The 13,016-nt window shown below is 59.4% G+C and carries 10 protein-coding genes; 8 read left to right on the top strand and 2 right to left on the bottom strand.

The features are described from left to right. Window positions 1-77: 77 nt before the first annotated feature. Together QT230_RS09645 and QT230_RS09640 are read right to left on the bottom strand one after the other, a co-directional pair. Window positions 78-1,373 carry an amidohydrolase gene (locus tag QT230_RS09645; RefSeq protein WP_308321456.1) on the bottom strand — a complete coding sequence of 432 codons (1,296 nt, stop codon included), beginning with the start codon at window positions 1,371-1,373 and terminating at the stop codon, window positions 78-80. 15 nt (window positions 1,374-1,388) lie between these two features. After that, window positions 1,389-2,258, bottom strand: a complete 870-nt coding sequence (locus tag QT230_RS09640; RefSeq protein ID WP_308321455.1) for a GNAT family N-acetyltransferase — start codon at window positions 2,256-2,258, stop codon at window positions 1,389-1,391. A gap of 236 nt (window positions 2,259-2,494) precedes the next feature. Between QT230_RS09640 and QT230_RS09635 the strand changes: the two genes are divergently transcribed. The 8 genes from QT230_RS09635 to QT230_RS09600 all read left to right on the top strand — a co-directional run bounded on the left by QT230_RS09635 (window position 2,495) and on the right by QT230_RS09600 (window position 12,981). Next, window positions 2,495-3,970, top strand: coding sequence for an aldehyde dehydrogenase family protein (locus QT230_RS09635; protein ID WP_308321454.1), 1,476 nt, complete (start codon window positions 2,495-2,497; stop codon window positions 3,968-3,970). A gap of 52 nt (window positions 3,971-4,022) precedes the next feature. Continuing rightward, complete coding sequence (locus QT230_RS09630; protein WP_308321453.1) at window positions 4,023-5,354, top strand: FAD-binding oxidoreductase; 1,332 nt, start codon at window positions 4,023-4,025, stop codon at window positions 5,352-5,354. Between the two features lie 168 nt (window positions 5,355-5,522). Next, on the top strand, window positions 5,523-6,197 hold the full coding sequence (locus tag QT230_RS09625) for a haloacid dehalogenase type II (RefSeq protein ID WP_064235415.1): 675 nt from the start codon (window positions 5,523-5,525) through the stop codon (window positions 6,195-6,197). 34 nt (window positions 6,198-6,231) lie between these two features. Next, window positions 6,232-7,506, top strand: a complete 1,275-nt coding sequence (locus tag QT230_RS09620) for an FAD-binding oxidoreductase (RefSeq protein WP_308321452.1) — start codon at window positions 6,232-6,234, stop codon at window positions 7,504-7,506. A 207-nt stretch (window positions 7,507-7,713) separates the two neighbouring features. Beyond that, a complete protein-coding gene (locus tag QT230_RS09615; protein WP_308321451.1) occupies window positions 7,714-9,354 on the top strand; it encodes an ABC transporter substrate-binding protein in 1,641 nt (546 codons plus the stop codon). Window positions 9,355-9,456: 102 nt separating this feature from the next. Continuing rightward, complete coding sequence (locus QT230_RS09610; protein ID WP_308321450.1) at window positions 9,457-10,413, top strand: ABC transporter permease; 957 nt, start codon at window positions 9,457-9,459, stop codon at window positions 10,411-10,413. After that, entirely contained in the window at window positions 10,410-11,318 is a 909-nt protein-coding gene (locus tag QT230_RS09605) for an ABC transporter permease (protein ID WP_308321449.1), read from the top strand. Before QT230_RS09610 ends, QT230_RS09605 begins: the two co-directional genes overlap by 4 nt. Before the next feature lie 4 nt (window positions 11,319-11,322). Then, a complete protein-coding gene (locus tag QT230_RS09600; RefSeq protein WP_308321448.1) occupies window positions 11,323-12,981 on the top strand; it encodes an ABC transporter ATP-binding protein in 1,659 nt (552 codons plus the stop codon). The last annotated feature ends 35 nt before the right edge of the window (window positions 12,982-13,016 follow it).

Below are 13,016 nucleotides of genomic sequence, written 5' to 3'. Positions count from 1 at the left end.
TACACCACCTCGCTATGCGCAATAGCCGCTTAGCGAGGTGTTTTGATATATCCTTTAGCAAAATAGCGACAGTATATTCAAGGATTAAGCGCTATCTGCATCAACGCGCCGACTGCCAACGGCATCACTGCCTCATCAAAGTCAAAGCAGGCGTGATGATGGCCAGCCGCAAGATCAGCGCCGAAAATCATGTAAGTTGCCTGACCACCACGCTCCATCACCCTGGCCATTAGCGAGGTGGCATCTTCAGAACCTGCGGGCGTCACGTCGTGCCTCACTAACTGGGTGATGCCAGGATAATCGGCGAGGCAAGCGGCAATTTTTTCTACCAAAGCAGGACTGGCGGCACACGCACTGGCAGCGCCTACGCGCTCGGTAGAGATGCTTACTCCCTGCATAGCGGCAGCCCCTTTGAGCACCTCAAACGCACGATTTTCCATATAACTGTTTATGTCCGCGGTGGCGCCACGGGTCTCCAGCGTTAATAGCGCACTATCGGCGATGATATTGCGCCCACTCCCGGCATGCAGCTGACCAACATTGATCCGCGCAGCGCCTTGGCTATGAGGGGCAATGGCGTGCAAACCCAGGGTCGCATGGGCGGCCGCCAGCAAGGCGTTTTGGCCAATCTCCGGCTGCCCACCAGCATGGGCCGCTTTGCCGGAAAAGTGAACATCCAACTTGGTGGTGGCAAGAAAGCCATCCGCCGCGCATATCACCTGGCCGCTGGGGTGGCCGAGGCCCAGATGCGTGGCGACCAGTCTGTCAACGTCATCAACGACACCCGCCTCGACCATCGACTGGGCCCCCCGCACGCCCTCTTCAGCAGGCTGGAAAATCAATTTAATTTTGCCAACCAGCTGATTGGAAAATTGGCTCAGCAGTTCGGCCATTCCCAAGCCAATGGTGGCATGACCATCGTGGCCGCAGGCGTGCATTGAGCCTTGATTGAGCGAGTGAAAACCCGCTTGGTAAGGGCGGTGATTGCCCTCGCTGGACTCTACGATTGGCAGGGCATCAAGATCGAAACGGAACGCCTGGGTTGGCCCCGGGCGCTGCGTATCCAGTGTACCCACCACGCCGGTAAAGCCCCCTTCCAGGGCAGGCAACCAGCGTTCAATGGCGCCCTGTGTGCGCGCGCGCGCCAAGGCTTCTTCCAGGGTTTGCCTATCCGGCACGCCCATGCGTGCGCACTCACTCACCACCGCTTGCCCCAGTTGAACGCTGAACCCCAGTTGGCTAAGCCGTTCAGCCACAAGGCTGGCGGTGCGGAACTCCATCCACCCCTGCTCGGGGTAGCGATGAAAGTCACGCCGCTGGGCATTGAGTTGGGGGGTGATAGCGTTAGCAGCATCCACAATATTCGCGTTCATAAGGTCTCTCCACCGCTAGCCCATGGCCTGAGATATCAAGCCAAAGCGCGTTAACGGCCCCTCCTCAACGCTCTCGCCATAGTACATGCGGGTCACTTCGTCGACGCAGTTGAGCCCTGAAGCAGTCAGCCAGCTATCATCGTCGGGATCCACTAAGTCGATGCGTATAAATTCTCCCTCACTCTCCGCCAGCAGCGCCAATACCAACGCCTGAGCCTGTTCAGCACTGCGCGCCAGAATGGGGCCAATTTGCGCACCTCGCCCATATGTTCGCTTCAACGCTACCCCTTCAATCACGCCCGCCTTTTCAATGACCACCCCATGGGTAGCCGATTGAGCGACCGCCGCATGAGCCGGGCTATCGGGTGAGAGAGCAAGCAGCGCCGCCTGATCGCTTGCCTGCATCGCACGTAAACCCGGCAGCGGCGGCGCAGGCGGTGCAACGGTGACTATCCCTTGGTATTGGCAGATGCGATTGGATGCCTCAAAGCCCAGCTTTTGATACAGAGGCCGGCCCGCGGCCGTGGCTACTAATAGCAGCGTCCGGGCGCCCGCCAGCGCCATCAGCCGCACCATCATCTCGCGCCCCAGCCCGAGGCCCTGCCACTCGTCGCTAACAACCACCAGCCCCAGGGTGGCCACAGCCCCTTGATTGAAACAGAGCCCAGTGCCTACCAGTTCACCGTCGATGCTCTCCAGAGCGACGCCCTCTCCCACCTCAAGCATCTGACGCCAATCGCCGATGCGGTGGGGCCAGCCGAGTTTAAGCGACAGTCGATGCGCCGCCTCAAGATCGTTAGCGGTCATTGGTCGCCACGTTAAGTCCTCACGCTCAAAACGGGCGGGAGCACTAGCTGAAGCAGACGTCAAAGGGGAGTGAGTCATCGCACTATTTTCCTTGCGCTGGGGTTGATCGGTTTGCCGCTACTTTGGCACTCAGGGCGGTGCGATGCCACGCCGTAAACGAGCGCTTGGTGCAATTCAGCAGATTTAACCGTCGCTGCTATAGGGGAGCGCATCACCTGCGCCCAAGCACCCTGTACTCAGCACCCCATGCTGGGGTATCCGACCTAGGATGGTAGGTAAACGAAAACGCTATTGAACTAACTTCAAGGACTCTCATGCCAAGTTTCGATCCTGCCCGCATTGCCTTGCCCTGTGCGCACTTTATTCAGGGCCAGCACGTCACTGACCCAAGTGCGCTCAGCGTATCCCGCCCCTCCGACGGGGCTGTCTATGCCGAACTGCCCATGGCCGATGCCAACCGCGTCGATGATGCCGTCACCAGTGCCCACCAGGCGTTTGTGCGCGGCGACTGGTCACGCTGCGCGCCGCGGGAGCGGGCACGTATTATGCGCCGCTGGGCGGATCTGATTGAAGCCGATATTGACTATCTCGCCCCACTGGAATCACTCGGCTCCACCCGGCCGATCGATCAGACGCGGGCCTGGGATGTGCCCTACACCGCCGAGGGTATTCGCTTCTTTGCGGAATTCGCCGACAAACACGGCGGCGAGGTCGCGGCGACCGCCCACGACCACCTGGGTATGCAGATTGCCGAGCCGCTGGGCGTCGTTGGCGCGATCGCCCCCTGGAACTTTCCCCTCAGCATGACCTGCTGGAAAGTCGCCCCCGCGCTGGCCGCAGGCAACACAGTGGTGCTCAAACCTTCCGAGATGACCCCTTTCACCGCCGTGCGGCTGGCCGAGCTAGCCATCGAAGCAGGCATGCCGCCAGGGGTGTTCAACGTCATTCAGGGCAATGGGCCAATCACTGGCGATGCGCTATGCCGTCACCCCTATGTGGCCAAGGTCACCTTCACCGGCTCAACGGTAACCGGGCGCACCATCATGGGCGCCTGTGCAGAAACCGGGCCCAAGCCGGTCACCCTGGAGCTGGGTGGCAAGAGCCCGCAACTGGTGTTTGCCGATATCCCGGATATTGATCGCACCGCCAAAACCCTTGCCGCCGCCATTACCGGCAACGCCGGGCAAGTGTGCGTCGCCGGCTCGCGGTTATTGATCCAACGCGAGCTGCTTGAGCCCATAATTGAACGGCTTAGCGGGCTTTTCAAAGCCCTCACCCCTGGCCACACTTGGCAGGCGGGCGGTTGGTTTTCACCGATTATTTCCAACACCCAGTTGACCCGCATTGAATCGATTGTGGCACGCTCTCGCGAGGCAGGCGCTGACCTATTGAGCGGAGGAGAGCGCTTCGAACGCCATGATGGCGGCCACTTTTACCAACCCACCCTGCTGCATACAAACGATCGCCATAATCCCGCCGTGGAGGAAGAAATCTTCGGCCCTGTGCTGACCATTCAAACCTTCGACAGTGAAGAAGAGGCCTTAGCACTGGCCGAGCACGATGTTTACGGCCTGGCAGCCGGTATTCATACCGCTGACCTGGGGCGCGCGCTGCGCACGGTAAGAAAACTCTCGGCGGGCACGGTATGGGTTAACCGTTACGGCCGTAGTAACGACTACATTCTGCCCACTGGCGGCTACAAGCGCTCTGGGGTGGGCCGGGACTTGGGCCGTGCTGCTTTTGACGCCTGCCTGCAACATAAAAGCGTGCTGATCGATCTCGACCAGTGAGTGACACCGCGTATTAGATGATTACTTTATCTACCAAATAGAGGTAGCAAGCATGTTTATCAACGTGGACACCGTACACGACAGCCCGGCCCTTCCCGAGCAGGTTGATGTGGTGGTGATCGGTGGCGGCATCGTGGGGACGACCGCCGCCTATGAACTGGCGCGACAAGGGGTCTCGGTTGCCGTTTTGGAGAAGGGACTTATCGGCGGCGAGCAGTCAAGCCGCAACTGGGGATGGGTACGTCAGCAGAATCGCGACATGTTCGAACTGCCGCTGGCCATGTATAGCCTTGACCGCTGGGAGGCGTTCTCCCAAGAGATAGGCCGCGACGTGGGCTTTCGGCGCAACGGCATCGTCTACACCACCGATAGCCAAACCAGCCTTGCCAAGTGGGAGGCATGGGGAAAACAGGCCCGGGAACGGGGCTTTATCAGCCATATGTTGAGTGCCGAAGAAGCCCGTGAGCGCTCGCCAGGCAGCACCACACCCTGTATTGGCGGCGTTTGGTCACCCAACGATGCCCAGGCCGAACCCTCGATGGCCTGCTCGGCCATCGCTATTGGCGCCCGTGAACACGGCGCCTATCTTCATCAAAACTGTGCTGTGCGCGGCCTGGATCTGCACGACGGGCGAGTGAGTGGCGTTTGGACGGAGCACGGATTGATTAAGACCTCGATGGTCATCTGTGCAGGCGGGGCCTGGAGTTCTCGCTTCTGCCGTCGTCACGGCGTTGAGCTACCTTCGGCCAATATTATGGGCACCGCGCTGCAAACCACCGCCGCACCGGAGGTCACCGCGGGTTGCTTGATCACCCCCAAGGTCGCGCTGCGCCGACGCCTAGATGGCAGCTACACCTTGGCGTTGCCGGGGCTTGGCCGGGTGGAAATCAGCCCCCAAGGGCTTCGCTACGCGAGCAAATTCTACGCCGCCTACCGCAGCAAATTAGCCAAGAAACTGCAGATCCGCATCGGTGCGTCTTTCTTCAACGGGCCTGAAGCGGCGGGTAGCTGGCAGTTTGATCAGGTATCGCCGTTTGAGCGCCAGCGCGTGCTTGATCCCACCCCAGACCTTCCTCAGGCACGTGCGGCTCTGGCAGAACTGAAGGCAGAGTACCCAGCGCTTAAAGGCGTGCATATTGCCCGGGCCTGGGCCGGCATGATCGATACCACGCCGGATATGATACCTATCATCTCTCCGGTTGATGCCATCCCTGGCTTTATCGTCGCCGCTGGCTTTAGCGGCCACGGCTTTGGCATTGGGCCTGGTGCAGGAAGACTGGCGGCGGATTTGGCGACCAATGCCACTCCCGTTGTCGATCCCCTGCCTTATCACATCAAACGCTTCTCCGATGGCAGCCGTATCCGCCAGCCCGAAATGATGTGATCGACCTGCCGCATTCTGTGCTGCATCAATCCCAAAAAAAGGCGGTTTGTGTTAGCCGGGCGCGTACTTTCAGCGTCGGGCGCCTGCTCAAGAATGCTGTAATGAAATGAGTCGTTGCGCTAAGGACTCTCCAATTACTCCAATCATGACACAAGAGGATCAAACACCATGAGCGAGATTATGCGCCCTAAGTACATCACCTTTGATTGTTACGGCACACTCACCAACTTCCAGATGGGGCGCATGACGCGCGAAATTTTTGCCGATCGCATCCCTGATGCTGAACGCATGGAGCGCTTCGTGCAGGACTTTGGCGCTTATCGTTACGATGAAGTACTCGGCGAGTGGAAACCCTATGCGGAGGTTCTCTGCAGCGCTCTGGAGCGCACCTGCAAACGCTGGGGCATCGAATACCGTGACAACGAAGGCATGCTCTATTACCAGGCCGTCCCTACCTGGGGCCCACACCCGGACGTGATTGAGGGGCTGGCGAAAATTGCCGACAAAATCCCCCTGGTGATTTATTCCAACGCCGATGACAGCCAAATCATGTCGAACGTGCAAAAGCTCGAGGTGCCCTTTCACAAGGTCTTCACCGCCGATACGTTCAAAGTCTACAAGCCACGTTTAGCCGCCTTCGAGGCCATGATCGACAGCCTGGACTGCCACCCCGAAGAGCTGTTGCACGTCTCATCGAGCTTCCGCTATGACCTTATTTCAGCTCACCTAATGGGCATCAAGAACAAGGCGTTTGTGGCGCGCAACCACGAGCCCTATTGCGACGGCTATGGGGCGACCAAGATTAATGATATCCGCGACTTGCCCGCGTTAGTCGGTCTCTAAGCTGACTGTTTCGCCAACCGTGCAGGAGCCGCCCATGCAACTCAACTCCTATTGGCTGTCCACAGCGCCCGCCTTTACCGGGGGCCAGCAGGCCCTCACCCAAGAGCACTACGATGTTGCGGTGGTGGGCGGTGGCTTTACCGGGCTATCGGCTGCCCGCACGCTGGCCCGGGGCGGGGCCCGCGTAGCACTGTTGGAAGCAGGCCAAATCATTGGCGAAGCCTCGGGGCGCAACGGCGGCCAGTGCAACACCGGCGTGGCCCAAGACTACGCCAGCTTGGTCGAGCAGCTTGGCCGCGAGCGCGCGATTGCTCACTACACCTCTTACGCCGATGCCGTCTCCAGCGTCGAGCAGGTGATGGCCGAAGAGGCGATCGACTGCGACTACCTGCGCCACGGCAAGCTGAAACTGGCGGCTAAACCGGAACACTACGACAAGCTCGCGCGCACCTGCGACGCCATTCGCCGCGACGTGGATAGCGACGTGGAGATGCTCTCCGCCGCCGCCGTTAAAGAGGAGGTCGATTCAAAGCTCTACCATGGCGGATTGCTTCAGCGTAACGGCGGCCAGATGCATATGGGGCGCTTCGGCGTCGGCTTGGCCGAAGCAGCGGCAAGGCATGGTGCGCATATTTTTGAACGTACGCCGATGACCCGCGTCACCCGCGAGAAGTCCGCGTACTGGCTAGGCACACCCAGCGGTGACATTCGCGCCGAAAACGTGCTGCTGGCCACCGGCGCTTCGCAGACAGGCCCACTAAGCTGGTTTCGCCGCCGCCTGGTGCCGGTGGGCAGCTTTATCGTCGTCACCGAGCCGCTTTCAGCCGCCCAGTGTGCCCAGCTGCTGCCCCAGCGACGCTCCTATGTCACCAGCCGCATTGTCGGTCACTACTTCCGGCTTACCGCCGATAACCGACTGCTGTTTGGCGGGCGAGCCCGCTTTGCCATGTCCGGCAGCCAATCGGATGCCAAAAGCGGCGAGATACTGCGCCGCGGCCTGGAAGAGGCCTTTCCCCAACTAAAAGGGGTGCGGCTCGACTACTGCTGGGGCGGGCTGGTCGATATGAGCCAGGATCGGTTTCCCCATGCAGGCCAGCACAACGGCATGTACTACGCCATGGGCTATAGCGGCCATGGCGTACAGATGTCGGTGCATATGGGGCATGTGTTAGCCGAGGTGATGCTTGGCAACCGCCAGACCCATCCTTGGCAGGATACCAAGTGGCCAGCTATCCCCGGCCATTTTGGCAAACCGTGGTTTTTACCCCTGGTGGGCAGTTGGTACCGACTACAGGATCGATTGCATTAAGCCATCACCACAGCACTCACACGACTTACCAAACTCACCAAGAGAGCGATCATAACAGCGATTACAAAAACAGAGCTATTAAGAAAAAAGCTATTAAGAACAGAGCTATTAAGAACAGAGCTATTAAAAATAAAGCTATTACAAAAACCAGTTAAGCACGCGCTGCCAGACTCACAACAATACTTAATCGCAGTAAGGAGAAGGCTTATGACACGTGAAAAGAATCCTAATGATCTGTTTGTTTCTCCCGAACAAAGCATGCAGGTTTACAACGCCATGCGGCTCGGGCTGTCTCGACGCGAAGCTATGAAAGTCCTTGGCGCGGCGGGCGTCTTTGCCGCCGCGTCTGGCGCCTTTCCCGGTTTCTCTTCGGCCTGGGCGGCGGATAGTGAAAGCGCAACACCCCAATACGGCGGCCGTATCCGCATAGCGGCCCATTCGGCATCCACAAAAGACACCCTGGATCCCGCTTTAGGGGCGACGGCCATCGACTATGTTCGCGCCTACATGTTTTATAACGGCCTGACCCAGTACGATGAAGATCTGACACCCCAGCCCTGCCTGGCGGAGTCGTTTGAGAATACCGATAACGGCAGCCACTGGATCTTTACCCTGCGGCGCGGCGTTACCTTCCACGATGGCAAACCGCTGACACCTCAGGATGTGATCTTTTCGATCATGCGTCATCAGGATCCCGCGACGGGTTCAAAGGTCGCCTCCATGGTCGAACAGATCGACAGCATCCGGGCTCTGGACGATCATCGCATCGAATTCAACCTCTCCTCGCCCAATATCGAGTTACCCTCCATCCTGGCCGTTTCGCACCTTGTGATTGTGGCAGACGGCACGACCGACTTCTCGAAAGGGCTGGGTACTGGCGCCTTTAAGTGCCAAGAGTTTACCCCCGGCGCGCGTTCGGTCGGCGTTAGGAATGAGAACTACTGGCGCGATGGCCATCCCTATCTGGATGCCATTGAGGTGGTGGGGATTAGCGACGAATCATCACGGGTCAATGCGCTGCTGTCTGGCGATGTGCAGATGATCAATGAAGTCAGTGGCAACTCCGCAGAGCGATTGAAAGGTAGCGACGGCTACCAGGTAAAAGCGACGAACGCCGGTAACTACACCGACCTGGTCATGCGCTTTGACCAGCAGCCCACCAGCCGCCCCGAATTCCGCGAGGCGATGAAGTACCTCTTCGACCGCGAGCAGATCAAGCGCGTCGCCCTGCGCGGCTATGGGGAGATTGCCAACGACCATCCGATTATCTCCAGCTCCCCCTACTACTTCGATGGGCTACCCCAGCGTGAGTACGACCCCGAGCGGGCGGCCTCCTTGCTTGCCAAGGCAGGGCTGGCTGGCGCAACCGTGCCTCTGGTGGCGTCGCCTGCAGCTTCCTCGTCGGAAGATATGGCCGTGCTTCTCCAGCAGTCCGCGGCTCAAGCAGGGCTCAACCTTAATATCAACCGTGTTCCCTCTGACGGCTACTGGTCGAACCACTGGATGAAACACCCGCTGGGGTTCGGCAATATCAATCCCCGCCCCACGGCGAATATTTTGCTCTCGCAGTTTTTCCTCTCCAGCGCTGCCTGGAACGAAGCCGGTTGGCACAACGAGCAGTTTGATCAATTGCTGATTGCCTCGCGGGGAGAGCCGGATTTGGCCACCCGTAAGCAGATGTACGCCGACATGCAGACCATGATCCATGAAGAGGGCGGCATCGGCATCCCCGTCTTCCTAAGCAGCATTGAAAGCTTCGATGCCCGCATTGGCGGCATGGATCGTACCATCCCCCTGGGCAGTTTCATGGGCTATATGTTCGCCGAGCATATCTGGTGGAAAGGCTAATTCCTGCTCTCCCTACTGTGATCACAGGCCATGGGTATTATCTCCGGCGCGGCTAACGACGCTTGATGATGATGAACATGGCCCTTGAGCCGGAGAAGAAAGATGCGCGACTCACTCTTTGGACTGGTACTAGGTCGCTTAGCCTCCAGTCTTATTACCCTGCTGCTGGTCTCCCTGGTGATCTTTGCGATTACCTCGCTGCTGCCAGGGGACACCGCCCAGCAGGTGCTGGGGCAGTTTGCCACGCCGGAACAAGTGGAGGCACTGCGAGCCCAGCTAGGTCTTAATCAGCCGCCCTTGCTGCGCTACTGGCAATGGTTAAGTGGCTTTGCCACCGGCGACCTTGGCCGCTCCGCCAGTAATGGCGTCGATGTCATACAACTGGTCAATGACCGGCTGCCCAATTCGCTACTGTTAGCCGCGATTACCACGGTTATATCAGTCCCCGTGGCGCTGATTATGGGTATCGCCGCCGCCATGCGCCGGGGTGGCGTGCTTGACCGCACCCTGAACCTGATCACCCTGTCGATGGTGGCGGTACCCGAGTTTCTGGTCGCCACCCTGGCGGTGCTGATTTTCGCCGTGCAACTCGGCTGGCTACCGGCGCTCTCCTACGTATCCACCGTCGACAGTTTGGGCGCCTTTATGAAAGTTTACGCCATGCCGGTGCTCACCCTGTGCAGCGTGTTGATTGCCCAGATGGCGCGCATGACGCGGGCAGCCTTAATCGATCAGCTCGACAGCGCTTATGTGGAGATGGCCCGGCTCAAAGGCGTTCCCCCGATGCGGCGTGTACTGCGCCATGCGCTGCCTAACGCCGTCGGCCCGATTGCCAATGCGGTAGCGCTTAGCCTCTCCTACCTGCTGGGCGGGGTGATCATCGTCGAAACCATCTTCAACTATCCAGGCATCGCCAGCTTAATGGTCGATGCGGTTTCCAACCGCGATCTCGCCCTCGTGCAGGCCTGCGCCATGATCTTCTGCGGCGCTTATCTGCTGCTGGTCATGCTGGCTGACCTATGCGCGATCCTCTCCAACCCGAGGCTGCGAAACCGATGAATAATACCAAGGCAATACCATCCGCCAAGGACAACAGACACCAACATGCTATGGCTGGCAGTCGCCTGCCGGTTACCTCACCAAAACAACGCAACCGTTCCCGGCTGCAACTCACCCGCTGGATCGGTCTTGGTTTGTTTAGCTTCTGGCTATTAGTGGCCATGTTTGGGCCACTGTTATCACCGTATCCCATGGGGGCTTTTGTCTCTGATCAGATTTATGGCGGCGCGAGCACAGCCCACCTGCTGGGCACCGACTATATGGGCCGCGATATGCTCAGCCGCATGCTCACCGGGGCACGCTACACCGTAGGGCTGGCCTTGGTCGCCGCGCTATTATCGAGCCTGGTCGGAGCGGGATTTGGCATGTTGACGGTGCTCCTGCCGCGCTGGCTCGAGGAGAGCGTTCGGCGGATATTCGACACGCTGATCTCGATCCCCAGCAAAATGATGGCCCTGGTGATGGTCTCCGCCTTTGGCACCTCTATCCCACTGCTGATTCTGGCGGCAGTGCTCAGCTACGCGCCGGGCTCTTTCCGTATTGCCCATAGTTTGGCCAAAAATCTCGCCACCCTGGAGTACGTTCAAGTCGCCCGTACCCGGGGGGAGGGACGGCTGTATATCGCCGCCGTGGAAATTTTTCCCAACATGATCCAGCCCGTGCTCACCGATATGGGCATGCGCTTTGTGTTTATCGTCCTGCTGCTCAGCGGCATGAGCTTTCTGGGCTTAGGCGTGCAGCCGCCGGTCGCCGACCTGGGCTCCCTGGTGCGTGAAAACATCGGTGGTCTTAGCCAGGGGGCGTTGGCCGTGATTGCGCCAGCCCTAGCAATTGGCTCATTAACCGTCGGTGCCAACCTGTTGATCGACAGTCTTTCAAACAGCCGCGACAACCAGAAGGAGTGATGCCATGCAAGGTGAATCGCTGATCGTACGCGATCTTGATATCTGTGCGACCCCGCCTGGTGAGGATGAGCGCACGATAGTCAGTCAGATCAATTTTGCGCTTAAGCCCGGCGAGGTGATGGCACTAATCGGTGAATCCGGTTCAGGCAAAACCACCATTGCGCTGGCCATGATGGGCTATGCCCGGCGCGGCTGCCGGATCGCCGGGGGCAGCGTGCAACTGGGCGAGACCGACATACTCACCCTTTCAGCGGTGGAAACCCGCGCGCTGCGCGGCCACCGGGTGACCTACATCGCCCAAAGCGCCGCTGCAGCCTTCAACCCCTCGCGCCGGCTAATGGATCAAGTCATCGAAGGCGCGCTTATCCATGGCGTTATGGATCGACAGCAAGCGCGGCAAAAAGCCATTCAACTGTTTGGCGAGCTGGCCCTGCCCGACCCGGAACATATCGGCGACCGATACCCTCACCAGGTCTCCGGGGGCCAGCTACAGCGTCTTATGGCCGCCATGGCCTTGATTACCGATCCCGCGCTGGTGATTCTGGATGAACCGACCACCGCACTGGATGTGACCACCCAGGTCGATGTACTGCGGGCCTTCAAGCGCGTTATGCGCGAGCGGGGTACCACGGCGCTGTATGTCTCTCACGACCTTGCCGTGGTTGCCCAGATTGCCGATCACGTGCTGGTGCTGCAGGCCGGGGAAGAGCAGGAGCAAGGGCCCATCGGGCAAATTTTGGACAATCCGGGCCATGCTTACACGCGTAGCTTATTGGCGGCGGCACGTCCGGAGACCCGCGTGCCCACCGGCCTTCAGTCCAGCGGCGACGAATTGTTGCGTATCGATGATCTTCAAGTGGGCTATGGGCGCTGTGATCGCAATGGGCTCCCGAATAATGTCGTGCTGGATCACATCCAACTGCGCATTGATCGCGGCCAGGCGTTAGGCGTGATCGGGGAGTCCGGGTCAGGCAAATCGACGCTTGCCCGAGCGGTCGCTGGTTTGGTGGCACCGTCACGGGGTGAAGTTCAGTTCAATTGCCGTGAGCTACCGCCGACGCTGCGAGGACGCACACCCGACCAGTTTCGGCGTATTCAGATCGTCTTCCAGAGCGCCGACAATGCGCTCAACCCGGCCCACACGGTTAGGCGGCTGCTCAACCGCCCGCTGGAAACCTATTTTCAGATGAGCCGCGACGCCCGCCAGCGGCGGGTTGAAGAGTTAATGGACTTGGTCAAGCTGCCACGCACGCTGCTCGACCGCAAGCCCCGCGAGCTCTCCGGCGGCCAGAAGCAGCGCGTTAACCTCGCCCGGGCGCTGGCCGCCGAACCCGACCTGATTCTCTGCGATGAAGTGACCTCGGCGTTAGATACCGTGGTGGGCGCGGCAATTCTCGAGCTGCTGGCCGAACTGCGCCGTGAACTGGGCGTCGCCTACCTGTTTATCAGCCACGATATCTCGACAGTACGTTCGTTGTGTGACGACGTCATGGTGCTTTACCAAGGGGAATGTGTGGAGTTCGGCCCTTGCAGCACAGTGCTCAACCAGCCACAGCACGACTACACCCGCAAGCTGATCGGCTCGGTGCCTGAACTCCAGCCTGGCTGGCTGGAGGCTTGTGAATGGTCAACCCATACGCAGCCCACAACCGCGCCCGTTTAACCACTAGTTCTATTGATGTCCCAGACCGATTGATG

It is taken from the genome of Halomonas sp. SpR8 (assembly GCF_031010195.1).
GTDB lineage: Bacteria > Pseudomonadota > Gammaproteobacteria > Pseudomonadales > Halomonadaceae > Vreelandella.
Note: the sequence above shows the minus strand (reverse complement) of the source record. Positions and strands in the feature narration are given on the sequence as shown.

Excerpts from the sequence above, each read along its gene's own strand:
- QT230_RS09635 (WP_308321454.1), top strand. The coding sequence starts at position 2,495 with ATGCCAAGTTTCGATCCTGCCCGCATTGCCTTGCCCTGTGCGCACTTT.
- QT230_RS09620 (WP_308321452.1), top strand. The coding sequence starts at position 6,232 with ATGCAACTCAACTCCTATTGGCTGTCCACAGCGCCCGCCTTTACCGGG.
- QT230_RS09600 (WP_308321448.1), top strand. The coding sequence starts at position 11,323 with ATGCAAGGTGAATCGCTGATCGTACGCGATCTTGATATCTGTGCGACC.
- QT230_RS09640 (WP_308321455.1), bottom strand. The coding sequence starts at position 2,258 with ATGACTCACTCCCCTTTGACGTCTGCTTCAGCTAGTGCTCCCGCCCGT.
- QT230_RS09605 (WP_308321449.1), top strand. The coding sequence starts at position 10,410 with ATGAATAATACCAAGGCAATACCATCCGCCAAGGACAACAGACACCAA.
- QT230_RS09625 (WP_064235415.1), top strand. The coding sequence starts at position 5,523 with ATGAGCGAGATTATGCGCCCTAAGTACATCACCTTTGATTGTTACGGC.
- QT230_RS09615 (WP_308321451.1), top strand. The coding sequence starts at position 7,714 with ATGACACGTGAAAAGAATCCTAATGATCTGTTTGTTTCTCCCGAACAA.
- QT230_RS09645 (WP_308321456.1), bottom strand. The coding sequence starts at position 1,373 with ATGAACGCGAATATTGTGGATGCTGCTAACGCTATCACCCCCCAACTC.
- QT230_RS09630 (WP_308321453.1), top strand. The coding sequence starts at position 4,023 with ATGTTTATCAACGTGGACACCGTACACGACAGCCCGGCCCTTCCCGAG.
- QT230_RS09610 (WP_308321450.1), top strand. The coding sequence starts at position 9,457 with ATGCGCGACTCACTCTTTGGACTGGTACTAGGTCGCTTAGCCTCCAGT.